The organism is Serinicoccus kebangsaanensis (assembly GCF_008919445.1).
GTDB lineage: Bacteria > Actinomycetota > Actinomycetes > Actinomycetales > Dermatophilaceae > Ornithinicoccus > Ornithinicoccus kebangsaanensis.
This window is the reverse complement of the sequence record NZ_VSLG01000003.1, coordinates 377,682-399,427: the sequence shown is the minus strand read 5'-3', so window position 1 is coordinate 399,427 and position 21,746 is coordinate 377,682. Positions and strand designations below refer to the sequence as shown.

Here is a 21,746-nt window from a genome sequence, read left to right as displayed (position 1 = left end):
TTCACCGGCCGACGGCTCGGCCACAAGCCTCCCACCAACCCGCACGAGTCGAGAGTGAGACCTGCACCCCCATTAGGCTGGCCGGGTGAGCGAGACCTCCCACTACGACCTGGTCATCATCGGCAGCGGCTCCGGCAACTCGCTGGTCACGCCCGAGCTCGAAGGAGGTCGGATCGCGGTCGTGGAGGAAGGCGTCTTCGGCGGCACCTGCCTGAACGTCGGGTGCATCCCGACCAAGATGTTCGTGTATGCCGCGGAGGTCGCCTCCACGATCCGGGACGCCGCCCGCTTCGGGATCGACGCCACGCTGGACCAGGTCCGGTGGACCGACATCCGGGACCGCATCTTCGGCCGGATCGACCCGATCAGCGACGGAGGACGCGACTACCGGGTCGAGGGCGGGCAGACCGAGGCCTTCCTCGGTCACGCGCGCTTCGTCGGCGACCACGAGCTGGAGGTCCGCATCACCCGGCCCGGGGGGCGGCACGAGGTGGGGTCCGTCCACCGGATCGAGGCGGAGCAGATCGTCATCGCCACCGGCTCCAGCCCGACGATCCCGCCCGCGGTCACGGAGGCCGGCGTCCCCTTCCACACCTCCGACACGGTGATGCGGCTGGGCGAGCTGCCGGCGAGCCTGGTCATCCTCGGCGGCGGGGTGATCGCCGCCGAGTTCGCGCACATCTTCTCCGCGCTCGGCGTGGCGGTGACCATCGTCACCCGGGGGGACGGGCTGCTGCGGGTCCTGGACGCCGAGGTGGCGGCGGCATACACCGACCTGGCGCGAGCCCAGTGGACGGTGCGCACCGGCGTCGAGGCGAGCTCGGTCGCCGAGGGTGGTGCCGGCGTCGAGCTGGGGCTCACCGACGGCTCGGTCGTGACCGGCGAGGTGCTGCTCGTCGCCACCGGGCGGGCGCCGAACACCGTCGACCTGGGCCTGGAGCACACCGGGGTGCGGACCCACGAGGACGGCCGGGTGGTCGTCGACCGCTTCGGGCGCACCGACGTGCCCGGCGTCTGGTCCCTCGGCGACGCCTCGTCGGAGCACCAGCTCAAGCACGTCGCGAACCACGAGGCGCGGATGGTGGCGCACAACCTGGCCCACCCGGACGACCTGCGTGCCTTCGACCACCGCTACGTGCCGGCCGCGATCTTCAGCCATCCCCAGGTGGCGACGGTGGGACTCACCGAGCAGGAGGCCGAGGACGCCGGCCACGAGGTGACGACCAAGGTGCAGCGGTACGGCGACACCGCCTACGGGTGGGCGATGGAGGACACCACCGGCATCCTCAAGGCCGTCGGGGACGTCGCCACCGGTCAGTTGCTCGGCGTGCACGCCATGGGGCCCCACGCCAGCACCCTCATCCAACCCGCCATCCAGGCGCTGAGCATGGGACCCGACCGCACCGCGCACGAGCTGGCGCGGGGGCAGTACTGGATCCACCCGGCGATGTCCGAGGTGCTGGAGAACGCCCTCCTCGGGCTGCAGGTGCCCGGTGACGTCGGGGACGCCACGTAGCATGAGCGCCATGCCCGACACGACGACGATGACCCGTGCAGATCTCGACCACCGGGTCCGCGACCTGGCCCTCGCCGAGCAGGGCCGTCACCAGATCCGCCTGGCCGAGCACGAGATGCCGGGCCTGATGGCGCTGCGCGAGCGCTTCGGCCACGAGCAGCCGCTGGCCGGCGCCCGGATCGCGGGCTCGCTGCACATGACGGTCCAGACCGCCGTGCTCATCGAGACGCTCGTGGCCCTGGGTGCCGAGGTCCGGTGGGCCTCGTGCAACATCTTCTCGACCCAGGACGAGGCCGCAGCCGCCGTGGTCGTCGGTCCGGAGGGCACGCCGGAGGCGCCGCAGGGCGTGCCGGTCTTCGCCTGGAAGGGCGAGTCCTTGGAGGAGTACTGGTGGTGCACCAGCCAGATCATGGCCTGGCCCGACGGGGGCGGCCCGACCCTCATCCTGGACGACGGCGGTGACGCCACCCTGCTCGTGCTCAAGGGCCGCGAGTGGGAGCGGCAGGGGGCGGTGCCCAGCGCCCAGGACGAGGACCCGGAGGAGTGGAAGGTCATCCTCGAGACGGTGCGGACCTCGATGGCGCAGGACCCGGACCGCTGGACCCGGGTGGCCGACGGCATCCGCGGGGTCTCGGAGGAGACCACCACCGGGGTGCACCGCCTCTACCAGCTGCACGAGGCGGGCGAGCTGATCTTCCCCGCCATCAACGTCAACGACTCGGTCACCAAGAGCAAGTTCGACAACACCTACGGCTGTCGGCACAGCCTGGTGGACGGTCTGAACCGCGCCACCGACGTGCTCATCGGCGGCAAGGTCGCCGTCCTCTGCGGCTACGGCGACGTCGGCAAGGGCTGCGCCGAGGCACTGCGCGGCCAGGGCGCCCGGGTCGTCGTCACCGAGATCGACCCGATCTGCGCCCTGCAGGCGGCCATGGACGGCTACCAGGTGGCCCGGCTGGAGGACGTCGTCGGCCAAGCCGACTTCGTCATCACCGCGACAGGGTGCAAGGACGTCGTCACGGTCGAGCACATGCTGGCGATGAAGGACAAGGCCGTGCTCGGCAACATCGGCCACTTCGACAACGAGATCGACATGGCCGGCCTCGCCCGGGTGCCGGACGTGCGCCGGGTGGAGATCAAGCCCCAGGTGCACGAGTGGAGCATGGCCGACGGCCGGTCGATCATCGTGCTCTCCGAGGGACGCCTGCTCAACCTGGGCAACGCCACCGGCCACCCCAGCTTCGTGATGTCGACGAGCTTCGCCAACCAGGTGCTGGCCCAGATCGAGCTGCACACGCGGATCGACGACTACCCGCTCGGCGTGCACACCCTCCGCAAGGAGCTGGACGAGGAGGTGGCCCGGTTGCATCTGGCCTCCGTCGCGGCCGATCTCACGGAGCTCAGCAAGGAGCAGGCCTCCTACCTCGGGGTGGACGTGGCGGGCCCCTACAAGCCAGAGCACTACCGCTACTGATCAGCGCCGGGAGCAGAGGCAGGAGGAACCCGTGATCGCTCGAGTACTCGTGGTCGACGACGACCAGGCCCTGGCCGAGATGCTGGGCATCGTGCTGCGCAAGGAGGGCTACGAGGTCGCCACCTGCGGCGACGGCGGGCGGGCGATGCCGATGTTCCGCGAGTTCCGGCCCGACCTGGTGCTGCTCGACGTCATGCTCCCGTCGAAGGACGGCATCGAGGTGTGCAAGGAGCTGCGCGCCGAGTCGGGCGTGCCGGTGGTGATGCTCACCGCGCGCACGGACACCAAGGACGTCGTGCTCGGCCTGGAGGCCGGGGCGGACGACTACGTGGTCAAGCCGTTCAAGCCGCAGGAGCTGCTCGCGCGCATCCGGGCCCGGCTGCGTCGCACGGACAGTGACGACGACACCCGCCTGCAGGTGGGCGACGTGCTCATCGACGTCGCCGGCCACGAGGTGACGCGCGACGGCGAGCAGATCCCGCTCACCCCGCTGGAGTTCGACCTGCTGGTGGCCCTGGCCACCAAACCCAGCCAGGTCTTCGACCGGGAGTCGCTGCTGGAGCAGGTCTGGGGCTACCGGCACGCGGGTGACACGCGCCTGGTCAACGTGCACGTGCAGCGGTTGCGCAGCAAGATCGAGAAGGATCCGGAGAACCCCCAGATCGTGGTGACGGTGCGTGGCGTCGGGTACAAGGCCGGACACGCCTGAGGCGGCCGCGCCGGGTGAGCGGCTGCTGCGGTGGTGGCGCGGCTCGCTGCGCGCGCGGGTGATCACCTCCACCGTGCTGCTCGGGTCGCTGCTGGCCGCCCTGCTCGGCACCGTGCTCTACCAGCAGGTCGCCCGCGGCCTGGTGGACCAGGCGATCGCCAGCGCCCAGCGCGACGCCTCCCAGCAGGTGGCCACGGCGCAACGGGCGTTCGACTCCACCGACCGCCGCGACGACAGCGGTCTGCGGGGGCTGGCCGAGGAGCAGATCCAGTCGATGAGCGGTCCCTCGCCCGAGGACGGTCGACGGGTGCACCTGCTCCCTGCCCTCGGCAACGACCTCGGCGTGGTCGAGCGGATGGCGACCGGCGTGGCCGCCGAGGACATCCCGGTCTCGCTCCAGGAGGCGATCGACGCCGACCCCGCCAACCAGCAGGTGGTCGTGCAGCCGGTGTCGCTCGGGGAGGGCGAGGGCCGCGTGACGGCGGTCGTCGTCGGCTCGCGGGTCTCGCTGCTGCGGGCCGGCCCCTACGACCTGGTCCTCGTCTACCCGCTGCTGCGCGAGCAGGAGACCCTGGACCTGGTGCGCCAGCTCTTCCTGCTCGGCGGGTTGGGTCTGGTGGCGCTCGCCGTCGGCCTGGCGCTGCTCGCGACCCGGATGGTGACCCGCCCGGTGGAGGAGGTCGCCAAGGCGTCGCAGGAGGTGGCGCTCGGGCACCTGGACGAGCGGCTGCCGGTCGTCGGGAGCGACGAGCTCGCCCAGCTGGCGACGTCGTTCAACACCATGGCCGACTCGATCCAGCACCAGATCCGCGAGCTGCGCTCCCTCTCCCAGCTGCAGCAGCGCTTCGTCTCCGACGTGTCGCACGAGCTGCGCACCCCGCTCACCACCATGCGCATGGCCGGTGACGTCCTGCACGCCTCCCGCGAGGACTTCGCCGCGCCGGTGGCCCGCTCGGCCGAGCTGCTGGACCAGGAGATGGACCGCTTCGAGGACCTGCTCGCCGAGCTGCTGGAGATCAGTCGCTTCGACTCGGGGGCCGCCACCGTGGAGCGGCACGAGGAGGACGTCGTCCCCACCGTCCGGGCCGCCGTGGAGGGCGTCCGGCCGCTGGCGGAGAAGGTGGGCTCACACGTCCGGCTGCACCTGCCGGAGGAGCGGGTCGAGGTATGCATGGACGGTCGCCGCATCTCCCGGGTGCTGCGCAACCTGCTCACCAACGCCGTCGAGCACGGGGAGGGTCGACCGGTCGACGTGACCGTCGCGGTCACCGCGCAGGTCGCGGCCGTCTCGGTGCGAGACCACGGCATCGGGCTGACCGAGGACCAGCAGCGACAGGTCTTCGACCGGTTCTGGCGCGCGGACCCGGCGCGGACGCGTACGACGGGTGGCACCGGGCTGGGGCTGGCCATCGCGGTGGAGGACGCCCGCGTCCACGGCGGCTGGCTGCAGGTCGGCAGCGAGCCCGGGGAGGGCGCGTGCTTCCGCCTCCTGCTGCCCCGCACGCACACCCATGTCATCGCCGAGGAGCCGCCCCCGGTCCCCGCACCCGAGGGTGCGGACGGCCCGTCCGCCGCGCGCGTGGACGCGCAGGTCCCGGCCGTGGTGCTGGCCCTGGACACGAGGGAGGACGACTGATGCCCCGCCGCACCCTGATCATCGCGGTGGCCGTGGCGCTCGGCCTGGCCGGCTGCTCCGGTGAGCTGCCGACCACGCCCGACCCGCGCCCTGGGCTGCCGGTGTCGCAGCAGTCGGACCGGGAGGTGGATCGCTTCGTGGCGGCGGCGGAGGAGGGCGACACCGAGCTGGAGATCGTGCAGGGGTTCCTCCGGGCCGCGGAGGGCTTCGCCAGCGACACCGACGTCTCCCGGACCTATCTCACCTCCGAGCTCGCGAGCGCGTGGGTCCCGACCTCGACCGTGAGCATCTACGAGGGGGAGACCACCCTGACCCGCACCGGCCCCGGCGAGGTGACGGTCGAGGTCCAGACGGTGGGGCGGCTGGACGCCGACGGCCGGCTCACCGAGCAGTCACCCCGCACCTCCACGCATACCTTCGAGCTCACCGAGGTGGGGGGAGAGCACCGGATCAGCGCCTTCCCCGACGACGCGAGCCTGTGGCTGTCCCAGCTCGCCTTCGAGCGGGCGTTCCGGCCGACCACGCTGTCCTACCTCAACACCCAGCAGGACGTCTTCGTGCCGGAGCTGCGCTGGCTCGCGGACAGCGAGGGCCTGCCCACGTCGGTCACCCGGGCCCAGCTGGCACCTCTGCCGCCGCACCTGGAGGGGGCGGTGCGCACGGCCGCCGGCGAGGGGATGCGGCTGGCGACGCCGGCCGTCCCGGTGGACCCGTCCTCGCTGGTGGCCACGGTCAACCTGCAGGGTGCGACGCTGGCGGGCGACGGCGCCGCGGACGAGCTGCAGAGCCAGCTGGCGCACAGTCTGCTGGGGTTGTCGTCCGTCGCCGGGGTGCAGGTGCAGGTGGCCGGTCAGCCGCTGCGGCTCGAGGGCGCCGACGGACCCATCACCGGCGCCACCCAGCTGCCGTTCAGCGACCTCGAGCGGGAGGTGGGACAGGTGCTGCTGCGGGTGGGCGAGCAGCTCACCGTCGTGGACCCCTCGCAGTACGCGCTGCGCGACGTGCCGGAGTCGGCCCTCGGCGACGTGGACCTGCCCGCGGTGGGCCTGGAGTGGACCGGGGTGTCGGCCACCGGGGACCTGGACGACCTCGCGGCGGTCTCCGGAGACGGGGGGTCCTTCCGCCGCTGGCGCGGCGAGCAGGTGCATACCAACGAGGGGATCGGTGACCGGCTCACGGCACCGGCCGTCGACACGAACGGCGCCTTCTGGCTGGGTGGGGTGCACCGCAGCAGCCAGACACCCCGCATCTGGGTGGTCGACGCCGACGACCTGGACGCGGTGGCGCGACCGGTCGAGACGGACTGGCTGGCCGACCAGGAGCGCGTCCACGGCCTGTCGATCTCCCCGGACGGCAGCCGCGCGGCGGTGGTGCTGGGGACCGTCGAGTCCGCCTCCGGCGAGGTGAGCCACCGGCTGGTGCTGAGCGGGATCGTCCGCGACGGGCAGGGGCGGCCCTCCGGCCTCACCGAGCCGCTGCAGCTGGTCCCGCACCTGGACGAGGTCACCTCGGCCCGCTGGCGCTCGGCCGGCGAGCTGCTGCTCGTGGGTCAGCGGCCGGAGGATCCCGCACCCCAGCCGTTCCTGCTCCCGCTGGGCGGGTGGTTGGAGTCGCTCGGGGAGCTGCCCGGGGTGGTGGACGTCGTCCCCGTCCCGCGGGCGACCGGGGCCGAGGCGATCGCCCGGACCGAGGACGGCGGCATCTTCGTGCCGGAGGGGCAGGAGGGCTGGCAGCCGGTCCGCAACGGCGACCAGGTGGTGGTCCCGGGCGGCTGAGCCTGTGGACGACGGGAGGCCGCCTCCCGGGCTGGGACGCTGGCGGTATGCCGTGGCGCCCGGATGCGGACCTTCGTGCCCTCACCGGGCTGGTCGCCCCCGCGGCCTGCGCCGGGTGCGAGGCCCCGGGCCGTCGGTGGTGCCGACGGTGCGCCGTCGAGCTGCTGGCGGGAGGGCCTCGACCCTGGCGGCCCACGCCGTGCCCGGCGGGCTTCCCGCCGACCTGGTCCGGCCCCGCCTATGCCGATGCGGTGCGGGCCGGGCTGGTGGCGTGGAAGGAGCAGGACCGGGTGGACCTGACGGCCGTCCTCGCCCCGGTCCTGCGCGACGGCGTCCGGGCGGCGCTCGCGTGCTCGGCCGACCATCGGGCCGCGGTCGCCGCGGGGAGGCCGGTCGCGGTCGTCCCCGCCCCGTCCGCCCGAGGCAGCCGGCGTCGGCGGGGCCGCTCGCCCGTGCGGGAGCTGGCGGTGGCCGCCGTCGGTCGCGCGGTGGTGCTCCCCGCACTCGTCCTCGCCCGCCCGGTGCAGGACCAGGCGGGTCTGTCGGCACAGGGGCGTGCCGCCAACCTGGACCGGGCCGTCGCACTGGCGCCGCGCGCGGCCCGCGCGCTCGCGGGCATACCGTGCGTGGTCGTGGACGACGTCGTGACCACGGGAGCCACGCTCACGGAGTGCGCGCGGGCCCTGCGCGAGGGTGGTGCCGGCGCCGTCGTGGCCGCCACCCTGGCGGCCACCGCGCGGCGTGGGCAGCCGCCGTCCCCGGACCCCCTACCGCGACCGGGGGCGGCGGACTAGTGTGGGTCCATGGAGCACCTCGCGAGCAGACGTGAGGGGGTGAGGCCGGACGAGAGCAGGCGCCGCAGCCGACGCCATACCCCAGATCACGACGTCTTGCATGGAGGACTTTGATGGAACTCACCGTGACCGGTCGCAAACGAGAGGTCCCCGAGCGGTTCCGCCGCCACATCGAGGACAAGCTCGACAAGATCCCGCAGCTGTCGCCGCGCGTCCGCCGCGCCGAGGTGGTGCTCACCCACGAGGCGAACCCCCGGCAGGCCAAGGAGGCCGAGCGCTGCGAGATCACCTGCTACGTGCACCGGACCGTGGTCCGCGCCGAGGCGGCGGCCGACGAGGAGTATGCCGCGCTCGACCTCGCGATGGGCAAGCTGACCGAGCGGCTGCGCAGGTTGGGGGACAAGCGGCGGGTGTCGCACACCGGCAAGCACCGGCTGCCCTCGGTGGCGGAGGCCACCTTCGGGTTGCCGACGGACCCCCTGGCCACCGAGGAGGACGGGTCGAGCGGCGACGCTCCCCAGAACACCGAGGACGCCGTCGACGAGGCGCTCCAGACGAGGGGGAACAGCCCCATCGAGGTCCGCGAGAAGGTGCACGCCTCGCCACCGATGACCGTGGGGGAGGCCCTGTCGCAGATGGAGCTGGTGGGGCACGAGTTCTTCCTCTTCCACGACGCCGACGTCGACCGGCCCAGCGTCGTCTACCGGCGCCGCGGCTGGTCCTACGGCGTGCTCCGGCTCGATCGCGCGGACGGCGACGGCGGCGACGCCGGTGAGGAGCGGACCTCCGCCGACGCGGCGGCGGTCGCCTCCTAGCCCCGCACCACCCACCGACCGGCCCGGGCCACCGTCTGCGGTGGCCCGGGCCGGTCGTCGTGTGTCGGCCCCACCTGCCACGCTGAGGGCGTGAGGACTCTCAGCCAGGCACAGGCACGTCGGATCGCGCTCGCGGCGCAGGGCTTCGGGCGGGAGCGACCGGCCGACCCCGGCACCCGGGCGCTGACCGGGGTCCTGGACCGGTTGGCCGTCATCCAGATCGACAGCGTCAACGTGCTGACCCGCAGCCACTACCTGCCCTTCTTCTCCCGGCTCGGCCCCTACGACACGGCGCTGCTGGACCGGCTGCGGGACGGCTCGGGGGTGCGCGGCGGGGCCAGGGCGGGGCGCCGGATGGTGGAGTACTGGGCGCACGAGGCGTCGCTGATCCCGATCCAGACCTGGCCGCTGCTGGGGTTCCGGATGCAGCGTCCGCGGGTCCTCGCGTGGCGGGCGGACCTGGAGCAGCAGCACGCCGGGCTGGTGTCCGCGGTCGCCGAGGTGGTGGCGCAGCACGGCCCGCTCACCGCGCGCGAGGTGGAGGTCCACCTGCCGCACGGCGCGGGGCGGGGCAACGCGGACTGGGGGTGGAACTGGTCGGCCGTCAAGACCTCGTTGGAGTGCCTCTTCGAGTCCGGCGAGGTCACCAGCGCCGGACGCACCGCCCAGTTCGAGCGGCTGTATGCCGCACCTGCCCGGGTGCTGCCGGAGGAGGTGCTGCGCCACGCACCGGGCCGGCCCGGCGCACCCGGGGAGCTGGAGTCGGTGGTGGACCTGCTCCGCATCTCGCTGCGCGCCCACGGTCTCGGCAGCGCGCGCTGCCTGGCCGACTACTTCCGCGTCCGTGGCCCCCTCGTCGAGCGCGGCCTGGAGCGCCTGGAGGCCACCGGCGAGGCCGAGCGGGTGAGGGTGCGCGGCTGGGACCGACCGGTCTGGCTGGACCCGGAGGCGAGGCGGCCCCGCCGGGTGGAGGGTGCCGCGCTGCTCAGCCCGTTCGACTCCCTGGTCTGGCAGCGCGAGCGGGTGGAGCAGCTGTGGGACTTCCGCTACCGGCTGGAGATCTACGTCCCGGCGCCGAAGCGGACCTACGGCTACTACGTCCTGCCCTTCCTCGTGGACGAGCAGCTGGTGGGCCGGGTCGACCTCAAGGCGGACCGGGAGGCCGGCACGCTCGTGGCGCGCGCGATCCACTGGGAGGACGGGGTCGAGGTCGCCGGGGTCGCGCCCCGGCTGCTGGCGGAGCTGGAGGAAATGGCCGGGTGGCTGGGACTCAGGCGGGTGGACCTGCCGGTGGCCTGAACCGTGTCCGTCGGGTGGGGTCCTCAGCCGGGGACGGGCAGGTCGTCCTCGTCCTCCCCCAGCCGGTCGAAGCGCACCGTGTCCTCGACGGTGCCGTCCCGCAGGACGTGGGCAGAGCGGTCGCGGCCCACCTCGCGCATCCCGGCGGCACGGGCAACCGCCTGGCTCGCGTCGTTGCTCGCCGCCGTCCGCAGGGCCACCCGGCGCAGGCCCAGCCCCTGCTGCTGCACCGGGGCGAAGGCGTGCCGCAGCACGACCGGGACCGCGCGCGACACCACGCCCTGGCCGCGGGCCTGCGGGTGCGCCCAGTAGCCGATCTCCCCGGTGCGCGTCCGTGGGTCGAGCCCGCTCAACGTGACCGTGGCCAGCGGCACGTCGGTGCCCTCCTGCGCGACGCACCAGACGAGCGCTTCGCGGCGGTGCGCCTGCAGCAGGGCACGGTCGACGAAGGCCAGCGCGTCGGCGGTGGTGTAGGGGTCGGGCAGCTCGGGCAGGTACTGCCGGGACACCGGGTCGGTCACCGCCTCGACGATCCGCTCCGCCTCGGCCGGCTCCGGCCGCCACGGACGGAGCACCAGACCGTCGGTGCGCAGCGTCGGGATGCCCGGGCCTCCGGCGCCCGCGCCGTCCGGGGTCCTCGTCTCGCTCACCGCGGCCGGGGGACCGGGCAGCGGCGCGCGCTGGGCGCCCTCGTCGGCGAGCAGCTCGAAGCGCACGTTGTCCTGACGCTGCCCGCCCTGGGAGTAGACACAGGCCTGCGCCTCGGTGGCGACCCAGCGGAAGCCCGCCCGCAGCAGGGCGCGGTGCGAGGCGCCGTTGCGGGCGTCGGTGTCCGCGGCGAGACGGTGCAGCCCCAGCTCGGCGAAGGCATACCGGCTGACCAGCTGCAGCGCCTCGGTCACGGCACCGCGACCGCGGCCGGCGGGCAGCAACCAGTAGCCCACCGTCCCGCACCCGTGCTCGAACGGGTCGCGCAGGTCGAAGACGGCCATCAGGCCCCACGCGGCGTCGCTCTCGGGGTCCGCGATGCACCAGCGCACCCCGGCGCCCGAGGCCGCGCTCTCGGGCTGGCCGGCCAGCCACGCCAGGGCGGACCCGCGTGCCGCCGGGGGCAGCATCGGCCCCACGAAGGTCCGCGCCAGGTCGTCGGTGGACAGCGCGGCCGCCAGGTCGTCCTCGTCGGCGCGCCACGGGCGCAGGACGATCCGCTCCCCGGCCAGCACCGGCGTCTCCAGCCACGGGTGGGTGGGCTCCCGCGGCTCGTCGTGCCGGAGGGTCGCGACCCATCCGTCCCGCGGGCCCTCGTCCGAGGAGCCGGGCACGAGTCCGCGCACCCGTTGGGGCTGGGTGAAACCGAGCCGCCACGCGACGCGTCGCGCGGGCCAGTCGCCCGCCCCGGACCACCACCGGGCCAGGACGACGCCCTCCTCGGTGAAGGCGTGCTCGAGCGCGGCCCCCAGGCCGGCGGTGGCCACGCCCCGGCCCCGGTGATGCTGCTGCACGGCCACGCCCACGTCCGCGGCGCCGTGCCCGTCCGGTCGGCACTCCACGACGCCGACGGGCTGCCATCCGTGGGTCTCCGGCACGGTGCCGTCGGGCCCGCCCTGGGGGACCTCGATGACCCAGCGACACCGTGTCGTCGGCGCTCCCGCGCACCAGCCGCGCACCCGCTCGTCCTGTCCCAGCTCGGCCAGCAGAGCGGTGTGGCGGTCGGTCGGCGGCACCAGCCGCACACCCTTCCCCTCGCGCACCGGACCCACCGTCGATGCGGCGTCCTGCTCCATGCCGGTTAGCCTAGACGGGTGCCGAACCTGTTCGAGAAGATGCTGCGCGCCGGAGAGAAGTCCGCGCTGCGCCGCCTGGAGACCGTCGCCAAGCAGGTCAACGCGCTCGAGGAGGACTTCGAGGGCCTGACCGACGCGGAGCTGCGCGAGGAGACGGAGAAGTTCAAGGCGCGGCTGGCCGACGGGCAGACCCTCGACCAGCTCATGCCCGAGGCGTTCGCCGCCGTCCGCGAGGCCAGCAAGCGCACCATCGGCAAGCGGCACTTCGACGTGCAGCTCATGGGCGGCGCCGCGCTGCACCAGGGCAACGTCGCCGAGATGCGGACCGGCGAGGGCAAGACCCTCGTCGCGACCCTCCCCTCCTACCTCAACGCCCTGACCGGCAAGGGCGTGCACGTCATCACCACGAACGACTACCTGGCGCAGTACCAGTCCGAGCTGATGGGGCGCGTGCACCGGGCCCTCGGCCTGGAGACCGGGTGCATCCTGTCCTCGATGACGCCCGCCCAGCGGCGCGAGCAGTACGCCCTGGACATCACCTACGGCACCAACAACGAGTTCGGCTTCGACTACCTGCGCGACAACATGGCGACCTCGCTCAAGGACCTCGTGCAGCGTGAGCACCACTACGCGATCGTCGACGAGGTGGACTCCATCCTCATCGACGAGGCCAGGACCCCGCTGATCATCTCCGGACCCGCGGACCAGGCCACCAAGTGGTACACCGAGTTCTCCAAGGTCGTCCGCCGTCTGGAGCGGGGTGAGGCCGGCGACCAGCTGCGGGGGATCGAGGCCACCGGGGACTACGAGGTGGACGAGAAGAAGAAGACCGTCGGGGTGCTCGAGCAGGGCATCGAGAAGGTCGAGGACTACCTCGGGATCGACAACCTCTACGAGTCCGCCAACACCCCGCTGATCGGGTACCTCAACAACGCGATCAAGGCGCGCGAGCTGTTCACCCGGGACAAGGACTACGTCGTCATGGACGGCCAGGTCATGATCGTCGACGAGCACACCGGCCGCATCCTTCCCGGGCGCCGCTACAACGAGGGGATGCACCAGGCGATCGAGGCCAAGGAGGGGGTGGACATCAAGAACGAGAACCAGACCCTGGCCACGGTGACGCTGCAGAACTACTTCCGGATGTACGACAAGCTCGCCGGCATGACCGGCACCGCCCAGACCGAGGCGGCCGAGCTGCACCAGATCTACAAGGTGGGCGTGCTGTCCATCCCCACGAACATGCCGATGGTCCGCGCGGACCTGCCGGACCTGGTCTACCGCACCGAGGAGGCGAAGTTCGCCGCGGTCGTCGACGACATCGCCGAGCGGCACCGTGCGGGGCAGCCGGTCCTGGTCGGGACGACCTCGGTCGCCAAGTCGGAGTACCTCTCCGATCAGCTGCGTCGGCGGGGGGTCAAGCACGAGGTGCTCAACGCCAAGCACCACGAGCGGGAGGCCTCCATCGTCGCCGAGGCCGGTCGCAAGGGTGCGGTGACGGTCAGCACCAACATGGCCGGCCGCGGCACCGACATCATGCTGGGCGGCAACCCGGAGTTCCGCGCGGTCGCCGCGCTGCACGCCCGGGGGATGGACCCGCACGAGACGCCGGAGGAGTACGAGGCGGCGTGGGACGGTGCCCTCGAGCAGGCCGAGTCCTCGGTCCAGGCCGAGCACGAGGAGGTCGTCGAGCTGGGCGGCCTCTACGTCCTCGGCACCGAGCGGCACGAGTCGCGGCGGATCGACAACCAGCTGCGTGGCCGCTCAGGTCGCCAGGGCGACCCGGGGCAGTCCCGGTTCTACCTCTCGCTGCAGGACGACCTGATGCGGATGTTCAACGCCGGCCTCGTGGACCGGGTGATGTCCACCTCCGGCATGCAGGACGACGTGCCCATCGAGTCCAGGATCGTGTCCCGCTCGATCGCGAGCGCGCAGAGCCAGGTCGAGGCGCAGCACTTCGAGACCCGCAAGAACGTCCTCAAGTACGACGACGTCCTCAACCGTCAGCGTGAGGTGATCTACGCCGAGCGCCGACGCGTCCTCGAGGGCGAGGACCTGCACGAGCAGATCCGGCACTTCGTCAACGACGTCGTCGCGGACTACGTCACCAGTGCGGGCGGCAGCGGCCTGGCGGACGGGATCGACCTCGAGAGCCTGTGGTCCGAGCTGCGCCAGGTCTACCCCGTCGGGCTGGCCATCGAGCAGATCGTGGAGCGGGCAGGGAGCCGGGCGGCCGTCACCACCGACCTGCTGGTGGAGGAGCTGACCAGCGACGCGCAGCACGCCTACGACGCCCGGGAGGGCGAGCTGGGCGAGGAGCTGATGCGGGACGTGGAGCGCCGCGTCGTGCTGCAGGTCCTGGACCGCAAGTGGCGCGAGCACCTCTACGAGATGGACTACCTCAAGGAGGGCATCGGCCTGCGGGCGATGGCGCAGCGGGAGCCGCTGGTGGAGTACCAGCGGGAGGGCTACCAGCTGTTCCAGGCGGTCATGGAGGCGATCAAGGAGGAGTCGGTCCGCTACCTGTTCCACGCCGAGGTGACCACGGGTGGCGCCGAGGGCCAGCAGCAGAGTGCCCGACCCCAGTCCCTGACGTTCTCCGCCCCCGGCGAGGGCGGCCAGGCGGAGGCCAGCCAGGTCCGCCCGGACGGCAGCCACCACGAGGGTGCGGCCCCGTCGGCGGCCGCCGGTGAGGGCAACCGGGCCGAGCGGCGTCGCGCGGCGAAGGCCCGCCAGCGCTGAGCTGCCGATCGCTGCCGGTCCGGCTCAGCCGAGCTCCAGGGCGGTGATCACCCATCTGCCGTCGACCCCGCTGATCCGCATCGCGAGCGCCCGCACGCGTCCCTCCAGCACGACCACGGCGGAGATCTCGCACACGCCGTCGGCCGGGTGACAGGCGAGCACCGCGCGGACGAGCGGCGGGCCGAAGCGACCGCCGCGCCGCCGGGCCAGCTGGCTCCGGCGGGCGACGCGCTCGCGCACCTCGGGTGCCAACCAGCGGCTCAGCTGCTCGACGGGGCGGTTCCCCGCGCAGATCTCCAGCAGGGCCCGCAGGGTCCGCCGCGCCCATGCCTGCGCCTCCGGGAGGTCCTGGGTCCCGGTGGCCTGCGGGCCGAAGTAGCTGTCGTAGGCCTCGGCTCGGAAGTCGACGGCCAGCGACCCCTGCACGTAGGGCGCGGTGGCGTGCCCGTCCGCTCCGGGGCTGCTCCAGTCGGTGCCGTCGGCGGTCGGCTCGTGGGTGGCCACCGGGGTGAGGTGCAGCACGCCGGGTGAGGACGCCGCCCGGCCGCTCACCGGTCCACCTCGTCGGCCGCAGGCACGACCAGCTCCTGCCCCGGCAGCAGCAGGTCCGGGTCGGCGCCGATCACGCCGCGGTTCGCGGCATACCAGCGGGGCCACTCCTGCGCCACCTCCGCCACGGTCGCCTCGGGGCCGAGGTGGCGTGCGGCCAGGTCCCAGAGGGTGTCGCCGCGGCGCACGACGACGTGGTCGGGGAGGGTCTCGGCCACCGGGCCGGTCACGAGCGTGGCCTCACCGCGGGCGGGCTCGGCACGGGGAGCCGTGGGCGTCCACCCCGGCACCGGCGGGGCGGGCGCGGGCGGTTCGGTGCGGACCGGCGACTCGCCCGCGCGCCGCTCCTGGTCGACGGCCGGCGTGCCGGGAAGGTCGGCGGCCTGCTGCTGGCTCGCCACCGGCGCCGCCTGAGCCGCTCCGGTGGTTGCCGCCGAGAGCGAGATGAGCAGGGCGCCGACGAGCCGGACCGGCGCGGGGGAGTGCGACGGCAGCGTCCTCCCGGGTCGCACCTGCCAGGTCGCGGCCGCGAGCACGAGGGTCAGCCACCCCAGGAGCGCGGCGCCCAGCAGGAGCATCGCGCTGAGGACGGAGGCGCCTGGTGCCGTGGGGTCCGGACCGGGCCAGGTCGCCACGGCCTGCGACGCGATCACCCCGCCGAGGCTTGCGGCCACGACCGTGCCGGCCACGCCCCACAGGGACGGCCCGAGGCCGTGCCTGCGCCGACGTCCGGCCACCCGCGGTGCTGTCTCGATCACGTCCCCCTCCGATCCGGTCGCCGACGTCGAGACGTATGCGTCCGTTTATGTGCATTTGCGTTCTTTGACGAACGGTAGAGGGCGACTCGACGACGAGTCAAGGGGTTGTGGACGACGCGCCCGGTGCAGCGATGGCCGATGGCACGATGGAGGTATGCGGTGGGACCAGCTCTTCGAGGACCTCGCGGCCCAGCAGCAGGAGTGGGAGCGGCGCGAGGTCGAGGCGGATGCGGCCGAGCACACCCGTGCCGAGCGGTCCCGCGTCCACCTCGGCGACCGGCTCGCGGCCGACGTGGGTCGACCGCTCCGCGTCCGCGTCAGCGGCGTGGGTCCGCTCACGGTCCGCCTGGTCGACGTGGGTCCGGACTGGCTGCTCGTGCACGACCCGCGGCAGCAGGAGCGGCAGGAGCGGGTCGTGGTGATGGATGCGCTGGTGTCGGTCGAGGGGTTGACCGGTCGGGTCGACGACCGGCCTCGGCGCTGGGGGCTGCGGCAGGCGTTGCGCGCGGTCAGCCGCGACCGGGCCAGGGTCCGGGTGCACGACCGTGAGGGGGATCAGCGCAGCGGCACCATCGACCGGGTGCTGGCCGACCATCTCGACCTGGCCCGGCACGCGGACGACGAGCCACGGCGCGCCGGTGCGGTGCGCGGGCTGGTGTCGCTGCCCTACGCGGCGGTGGCGATGGTGCAGCGGCTGTAGCCGGCCCGGCCGGTCAGCGCAGCTCCTCGCCCTGCTGCAACGACTCCCGGGTCTCGGCATACATCCGTTGGATGTAGGCCTCGAGCTCCGCGCTCTCGACCCGCCACACGCCACGCCCCCCGAGCTTGATCCCGACGAGTGTCCCGGACCGGACGAGGGCCTTGACCTGCGACAAGGACACGTTCAGCTCGTCCGCCACATCGGTCAGGGTCAGGAATCTCGGCCCGGGCACGCGCCACTCTCCTCTCGTGGGTCCTGCCCAGGATCCTACGGACCCGGACGCCAGGCGGGGATCGGCCTGTGGACAACGGGTGTGGCGCCGAGGCGGTCGCAGGCTATCGTGCGGGTCGGGAGACGATGGATGAAGGGGGTCCCGACATGTCAGGGACGGGGACGGCACAGGAGCACCGGACGGTGCGACGCCTGCAGGCGCCCAGCTGGCGAGACCTGCGCCTCGTCGTGGGTCTGCTGCTGGTGGTGCTCTCGGTGGCCGGTGGTGCCCGGCTGGTCGCCGGGCTGGACGACACCAGCCCGGTGTATGCCGCAGCACGGGACCTGCTGCCCGGCCAGCAGGTCGAGGAGGGGGACCTCGTGCCGGTCCCGGCGCGGCTCGGTGAGGGGTCGGAGCACTACCTGGACGGCGAGACGCCGGTCACCGAGGGCACCTACCTGCTGCGGGCGGTGCGGGCGGGCGAGCTGGTGCCCGCGTCGGCGCTGGGGACCCAGCGCGAGGCGTTGGACAAGACCGTCAACGTGCCGGTGGACGCCTCGGCGGTGACCGGGCTGTCGTCCGGCGCCTCGGTCGACGTGTGGGTGAGCCGGCGGGACACGGAGGCGGTGGGAGAGGCCTACCTCGACCCCGAGCTGCTCCTGCCCGGGGCGCTCGTGGACCGGGTGGCCGAGCAGTCGGGCGGGCTCGGGCCTCAGGTGGGGCAGGCCGCCGTGGCGCTCGTCGTGCCCGCCGACCGGGTGGGCGACCTCATCGGTGCGGTGGACCAGGACGCCCGGCTCACCCTCGTGCCGGCGCCGCGCACCCCGGTGGAGTCCGACGGGTGACCCGGTCGCTCGTGACGGCGGTCGCGCCGCGGTGGGAGAGCCAGGTGGCGACGCTGCTCACCGGGTCCGGGCAGGCCCGGCTGGTGCGGCGCTGCGCGGACGTGGCCGAGCTCGTCGGTGCCTGCCGGGCAGGGCTCGCCCAGGTGGCGCTGGTGTCCTGGGACGTGCGTGGGCTGGACCGCCAGGTGGTCCAGGGGCTGGTCGCGGCCGGTGCCCGGGTGGTCGGGCTGCACCCGGACCACGACGAGGACGCAGCCCGCCTGCTCCGGCGCTGGGGCGTCTCGGCGACGCTCGGCCTGGACAGCTCCACGAGCGACCTGGACGACGCCCTGCAGCAGCTGTTCGTCCCGGGCGACGAGGCCGACCTGGCGCGGGACGTCGTGGAGGCCCGCGTGCTCTCCGACGGAGTCGACCCCGGTGCATACGACGCGCGCGCACCATCGGCCGGGCCTGGGGACGTGAGGGACACCCACGACGAGCAGGAGACAGGTGCGCGCGAGCCGGGCCAGGGCTCCACGCCGCCCGCGCCGCCCGGGGAGGGCGGCGACGAGGGCGAGGTGATCGTCGTCTGGGGCCCGCACGGCAGCACCGGACGGACCACCGTCGCGGTCAACCTCGCCCACGAGCTGGCCGACCCGACCCAGCGCGTGGTGCTGGTGGACGCCGACACCTGCGGCGGCAGCGTCGCCCAGGCCCTGGCGGTGCTGGACGAGTCACCGGGCGTGGCGGCGGCGGCGCGTGCCGCGGACCAGGGGACGCTCGACGAGGAGACGCTGCTGCGCCTGGCGCCGCAGGTGCGTCCCGGGCTGCTGGTGCTGACCGGGCTGCCGCGGGCCGACCGGTGGACCGAGCTCCGCGAGGCCGCGCTGGCCGACGTGATCCAGCAGGCCCGGGCGCTCGCGCGGTGGGTGGTCGTCGACGTCGCGTCCTCGGTGGAGCAGGACGAGGAGCTGTCCTTCGACACCGACGCGCCACGGCGCAACGGCGCCACCCTGTGCGCCCTGCAGGAGGCGGACCGGGTGCTGGTGGTGGGATCGGGTGACCCGGTGGGGCTGCAACGCCTGGTCCGTGCCCTCGACCAGCTGCCCGGCCTGAGCGCCGGGGCGCCCGAGGTCGTGGTGACGCGCGTCCGCCCCGGGCCGGTCGGGCCGGAGCCGGGGCGCAGGATCGTCGAGACGCTGCGGCGCTTCGCCCGGGCGGACCGGATCCACCTGGTGCCCGAGGACCGCGAGACGCTGGACGCCGCACTGCTGCACGGGCATACCCTCGCGGAGACGAGACCGGGCAGCCCGGCGCAGCAGGCGCTGGTGACCCTCGCGGCCCACCTCGGCGGCCGGCCGGCACGGTCCCCTGGCCGGCGCCGCTGGGGTGCCCGGCTGCCGCTCGGCACGCGCTAGCGGGGCGACGGGACCGCGTCGCCCCGGGTGCCGGATCGCGCCCCGGGTCTGTCACCATGGCAAGGTCTGTCGTGACGATCGCGACGGCGACGACGCCGGTGTGGACGAGGAGGAGTGGATGACGACCGTGCGGTGCTACCTGCCGCTGAGCGGGGAGCAGCTGGCCGTCCTGCGTGCCGAGCGTCGCCTGGACGGCCCGTTCCGGGCCACCGCCGTGACCCCGGAGGTGCGCGCCGCCGAACCCACCGCCGACGAGGACGAGCACGAGTATGCCGCGGCCCAGACGGCCGCAGGCTGGCTGCTCGGCTCCGGAGCTCCCGTGCTGCTGGCCGCGGTCGACGTGCAGGAGCGCGACGTCCGCCTCGACTCCGGACCCTGGGTGGAGGTCGGCCAGGTGGACCTGCCCCGTGTGGCGGCGCTGCACCTGGGTGACGACGTCATCACGGGTGACCCGTCCCGCCTCCCCGACGAGGACGAGGGCATCGAGCTGTCCTGGTTCGACACCACCGAGCTGGACCACGTGCTGGAGCTGACCGAGCGCCTGGCGCGGACCGACACCACCGGCCCGGCGCCGACCCGACCCGAGGAGAACTGACCATGGATGGCATCTTCGACGTCCCCACCCCGCTGAACGAGCCGGTGCTCGACCACGCACCGGGCAGCGCCGAGCGGGCGGCCCTCGAGGTCGCGCTCGCCGAGATCGCGGCGAGCCCGGTCGACCTGCCCCACGTCATCGGTGGCCAGGAGGTGACCGGTGGCGGCAAGGCCATCGAGGTGGTGCAGCCGCACGCGCACGCCGAGGTGCTGGGCACGCTGCGCGACGGCACCAAGAAGGACGCCACCGCCGCCGTCGACGCGGCGCTGGAGGCCGGCCCGGCCTGGCGCGCGATGTCCTTCGAGGAGCGGGCCTCGATCTTCCTCAAGGCCGCCGACCTGCTGACCGGCCCGTGGCGGGCGCGGATCAACGCCGCCACCATGCTCGGGCAGAGCAAGACCCCGCTGCAGGCCGAGATCGAGGCCGCCTGCGAGCTGGCCGACTTCTGGCGCTTCAACGTGCACTACGCCCGGCAGCTGCTGACCGAGCAGCCGCTGCGCAACCCCCGGGGCTCGTGGAACCGCATCGACCAGCGGCCGCTGGAGGGCTTCGTCTACGCCGTCACCCCCTTCAACTTCACCGCGATCGCCGGCAACCTGCCCACCGCCCCGGCGCTCATGGGCAACACCGTGGTGTGGAAGCCGGCCACCACGCAGCAGCGCGCCTCCAGCGTGATCATGGAGATCCTGCGGGCGGCCGGGCTCCCCGACGGGGTGGTCAACATGGTGACCGGGACCGGCCCGGCGATCTCCGACGTCACCCTGGCCCACCCCGACCTCGCCGGCATCCACTTCACCGGCTCGACGGCGGTCTTCAACTCGTTCTGGCACCAGATCGGCAGCAACCTGTCCACCTACCGCTCCTACCCCCGGATCGTGGGCGAGACCGGCGGCAAGGACTTCATCGTCGCCCACCCCAGCGCCGACCTGGACGTGCTGAGGACCGCCATGGTCCGCGGGGCCTTCGAGTTCCAGGGACAGAAGTGCTCGGCCGCCTCCCGGGCCTACGTGCCCGCGTCGGTGTGGGCGCGGCTGAGGGACGACCTGGTGCAGACCACCGAGGGCATCCCCATGGGCGACGTGCGGGACATGTCCAACTTCATGGGTGCGGTCATCGACGCCAAGGCCTTCGCCAAGCACAAGGACGTCATCGACCGGGCCCACGCCGACGACGGCGTCGAGGTCGTCGCCGGCGGGACCTACGACGACTCCGTGGGCTGGTTCGTGCGGCCGACGGTCGCGGTCGTCGACGACCCGTCCCACGAGATGATGACGACCGAGTACTTCGGCCCGATCCTCGCGGTGCACGTCTACCCCGACGCCCGGTGGGACGTCATGCTGGACCAGATGGAGTCGGCGACCCCCTACGCCCTCACCGGCGCCGTCATCGCCCAGGACCGCGCCGCGGTCGGCCAGGCGGTGGAGCGGCTGCGGTTCGCCGCCGGCAACTTCTACATCAACGACAAGCCGACCGGTGCGGTCGTGGGTCAGCAGCCCTTCGGTGGTGCCAGGGCCTCGGGCACCAACGACAAGGCGGGCTCGGCGGCCAACCTGCAGCGCTGGATCAACACCCGGGTGATCAAGGAGACGTTCGTGCCGGCGACGGACTACCGCTACCCCCACATGGGGTGAGCGGCAGCATCAGCGCTGCGCCAACCACTCCTGGGCGATGCCCTCCTCCAGCTGCACGATCTCGCGCAGCTGCCCGCCCACCAGCTCCTCGATCCGGCGGCTGAGGAAGGGGATCCTGGCCTCCAGGTCCCCGTCCACGAGGTGGTCGGTGACCCCCGGCTCGGCGCCCCGGCGCAGGTGCACCCCACCGGTGAAGGACACCGGGAGCCCGGGCAGCTCCAGGCTCATCGCCCCCTCGCGCTCGCCGTCGGCGTCGGGGGACCCCCAGCGCACCGTCTCCACGACGAGCAGCTGCGGGCCCACGAGGCTCTTGGCGATGTCCGGTATGCCGTCGCTCGGCAGGTGCCGGCGGACGGTCACCGTGGTGCTGCCCTCGCTGTCCGGCTCGATGAGGACGGTCTGGTCCAGGGCTCCCGAGCGCTCGCAGCGCAGCACCTGGTAGGCGTGGTCGGTCAGCATCTCGAACGTCCGCTGCGGGTCTGCCGGGTGCGAGATCGTCTCGGAGATCTTCATGGG

Annotated in this window: 19 protein-coding genes; 14 read left to right on the top strand and 5 right to left on the bottom strand. The window is 73.5% G+C overall.

The annotated features are described in order from the left end of the window. Window positions 1–85 precede the first annotated feature (85 nt). The 8 genes from FXF60_RS05700 (at window position 86) to FXF60_RS05665 (ending at window position 10,018) form a co-directional block, all read left to right on the top strand. Window positions 86–1,516, top strand: coding sequence for a mycothione reductase (locus FXF60_RS05700; RefSeq protein WP_151524335.1), 1,431 nt, complete (start codon window positions 86–88; stop codon window positions 1,514–1,516). Between the two features lies 1 nt (window position 1,517). Then, a complete protein-coding gene (ahcY, locus tag FXF60_RS05695; RefSeq protein ID WP_151524333.1) occupies window positions 1,518–2,990 on the top strand; it encodes an adenosylhomocysteinase in 1,473 nt (490 codons plus the stop codon). Between the two features lie 31 nt (window positions 2,991–3,021). Next, window positions 3,022–3,699, top strand: coding sequence for an MtrAB system response regulator MtrA (gene mtrA / locus FXF60_RS05690; protein ID WP_151524331.1), 678 nt, complete (start codon window positions 3,022–3,024; stop codon window positions 3,697–3,699). Next, a complete protein-coding gene (mtrB, locus tag FXF60_RS05685) occupies window positions 3,668–5,335 on the top strand; it encodes an MtrAB system histidine kinase MtrB (RefSeq protein ID WP_151524329.1) in 1,668 nt (555 codons plus the stop codon). The genes mtrA and mtrB overlap by 32 nt, the downstream gene beginning before the upstream one ends. After that, window positions 5,335–7,110: an LpqB family beta-propeller domain-containing protein gene (locus FXF60_RS05680; protein WP_151524327.1), complete on the top strand. Its 1,776-nt coding sequence runs from the start codon at window positions 5,335–5,337 to the stop codon at window positions 7,108–7,110. Before mtrB ends, FXF60_RS05680 begins: the two co-directional genes overlap by 1 nt. Before the next feature lie 47 nt (window positions 7,111–7,157). Then, a complete protein-coding gene (locus FXF60_RS05675; RefSeq protein WP_151524325.1) occupies window positions 7,158–7,904 on the top strand; it encodes a phosphoribosyltransferase family protein in 747 nt (248 codons plus the stop codon). Between the two features lie 113 nt (window positions 7,905–8,017). Then, window positions 8,018–8,719 (top strand): ribosome hibernation-promoting factor, HPF/YfiA family, encoded by a 702-nt coding sequence (gene hpf / locus FXF60_RS05670; RefSeq protein ID WP_151524323.1) that lies wholly within the window; start codon window positions 8,018–8,020, stop codon window positions 8,717–8,719. 90 nt (window positions 8,720–8,809) lie between these two features. Further along, window positions 8,810–10,018, top strand: coding sequence for a winged helix-turn-helix domain-containing protein (locus tag FXF60_RS05665; RefSeq protein ID WP_151524321.1), 1,209 nt, complete (start codon window positions 8,810–8,812; stop codon window positions 10,016–10,018). Window positions 10,019–10,041: 23 nt separating this feature from the next. Here FXF60_RS05665 and FXF60_RS05660 read toward each other — a convergent pair whose 3' ends face one another. Continuing rightward, window positions 10,042–11,802, bottom strand: a complete 1,761-nt coding sequence (locus FXF60_RS05660; RefSeq protein WP_151524319.1) for a GNAT family N-acetyltransferase — start codon at window positions 11,800–11,802, stop codon at window positions 10,042–10,044. A gap of 39 nt (window positions 11,803–11,841) precedes the next feature. On the opposite strand from FXF60_RS05660, the gene secA reads away from it, so the two are divergent. Further along, window positions 11,842–14,544 carry a preprotein translocase subunit SecA gene (secA, locus tag FXF60_RS05655; protein WP_437440850.1) on the top strand — a complete coding sequence of 901 codons (2,703 nt, stop codon included), beginning with the start codon at window positions 11,842–11,844 and terminating at the stop codon, window positions 14,542–14,544. Between the two features lie 24 nt (window positions 14,545–14,568). Here the strand turns inward: secA and FXF60_RS05650 are convergent, their stop codons facing one another. Together FXF60_RS05650 and FXF60_RS05645 are read right to left on the bottom strand one after the other, a co-directional pair. After that, on the bottom strand, window positions 14,569–15,096 hold the full coding sequence (locus FXF60_RS05650) for an Rv3235 family protein (protein ID WP_151524316.1): 528 nt from the start codon (window positions 15,094–15,096) through the stop codon (window positions 14,569–14,571). Then, on the bottom strand, window positions 15,093–15,851 hold the full coding sequence (locus FXF60_RS05645) for a LysM peptidoglycan-binding domain-containing protein (protein WP_202879566.1): 759 nt from the start codon (window positions 15,849–15,851) through the stop codon (window positions 15,093–15,095). Before FXF60_RS05645 ends, FXF60_RS05650 begins: the two co-directional genes overlap by 4 nt. A 154-nt stretch (window positions 15,852–16,005) precedes the next feature. Between FXF60_RS05645 and FXF60_RS05640 the strand changes: the two genes are divergently transcribed. After that, the gene (locus tag FXF60_RS05640) at window positions 16,006–16,551 is read left to right on the top strand and encodes a hypothetical protein (protein WP_151524314.1); all 546 of its coding nucleotides are present in this window, start codon (window positions 16,006–16,008) and stop codon (window positions 16,549–16,551) included. 13 nt (window positions 16,552–16,564) lie between these two features. Here FXF60_RS05640 and FXF60_RS05635 read toward each other — a convergent pair whose 3' ends face one another. After that, on the bottom strand, window positions 16,565–16,783 hold the full coding sequence (locus FXF60_RS05635; protein WP_151524312.1) for a helix-turn-helix transcriptional regulator: 219 nt from the start codon (window positions 16,781–16,783) through the stop codon (window positions 16,565–16,567). A gap of 146 nt (window positions 16,784–16,929) precedes the next feature. Between FXF60_RS05635 and FXF60_RS05630 the strand changes: the two genes are divergently transcribed. The 4 genes from FXF60_RS05630 (at window position 16,930) to pruA (ending at window position 21,230) form a co-directional block, all read left to right on the top strand. Beyond that, window positions 16,930–17,607 (top strand): CpaB family protein, encoded by a 678-nt coding sequence (locus FXF60_RS05630; protein WP_151524310.1) that lies wholly within the window; start codon window positions 16,930–16,932, stop codon window positions 17,605–17,607. Beyond that, window positions 17,604–19,004: a CpaE/TadZ family protein gene (locus FXF60_RS05625; protein ID WP_151524308.1), complete on the top strand. Its 1,401-nt coding sequence runs from the start codon at window positions 17,604–17,606 to the stop codon at window positions 19,002–19,004. The genes FXF60_RS05630 and FXF60_RS05625 overlap by 4 nt, the downstream gene beginning before the upstream one ends. Window positions 19,005–19,122: 118 nt before the next feature. After that, window positions 19,123–19,599, top strand: coding sequence for a DUF6912 family protein (locus tag FXF60_RS05620; RefSeq protein ID WP_151524306.1), 477 nt, complete (start codon window positions 19,123–19,125; stop codon window positions 19,597–19,599). 2 nt (window positions 19,600–19,601) lie between these two features. Then, window positions 19,602–21,230, top strand: a complete 1,629-nt coding sequence (gene pruA, locus FXF60_RS05615) for an L-glutamate gamma-semialdehyde dehydrogenase (protein WP_151524304.1) — start codon at window positions 19,602–19,604, stop codon at window positions 21,228–21,230. A 9-nt stretch (window positions 21,231–21,239) separates the two neighbouring features. On the opposite strand, the gene FXF60_RS05610 is transcribed toward pruA, so the two are convergent. Then, window positions 21,240–21,743, bottom strand: coding sequence for a DUF2505 domain-containing protein (locus FXF60_RS05610; RefSeq protein WP_151524302.1), 504 nt, complete (start codon window positions 21,741–21,743; stop codon window positions 21,240–21,242). Window positions 21,744–21,746: the final 3 nt, after the last annotated feature.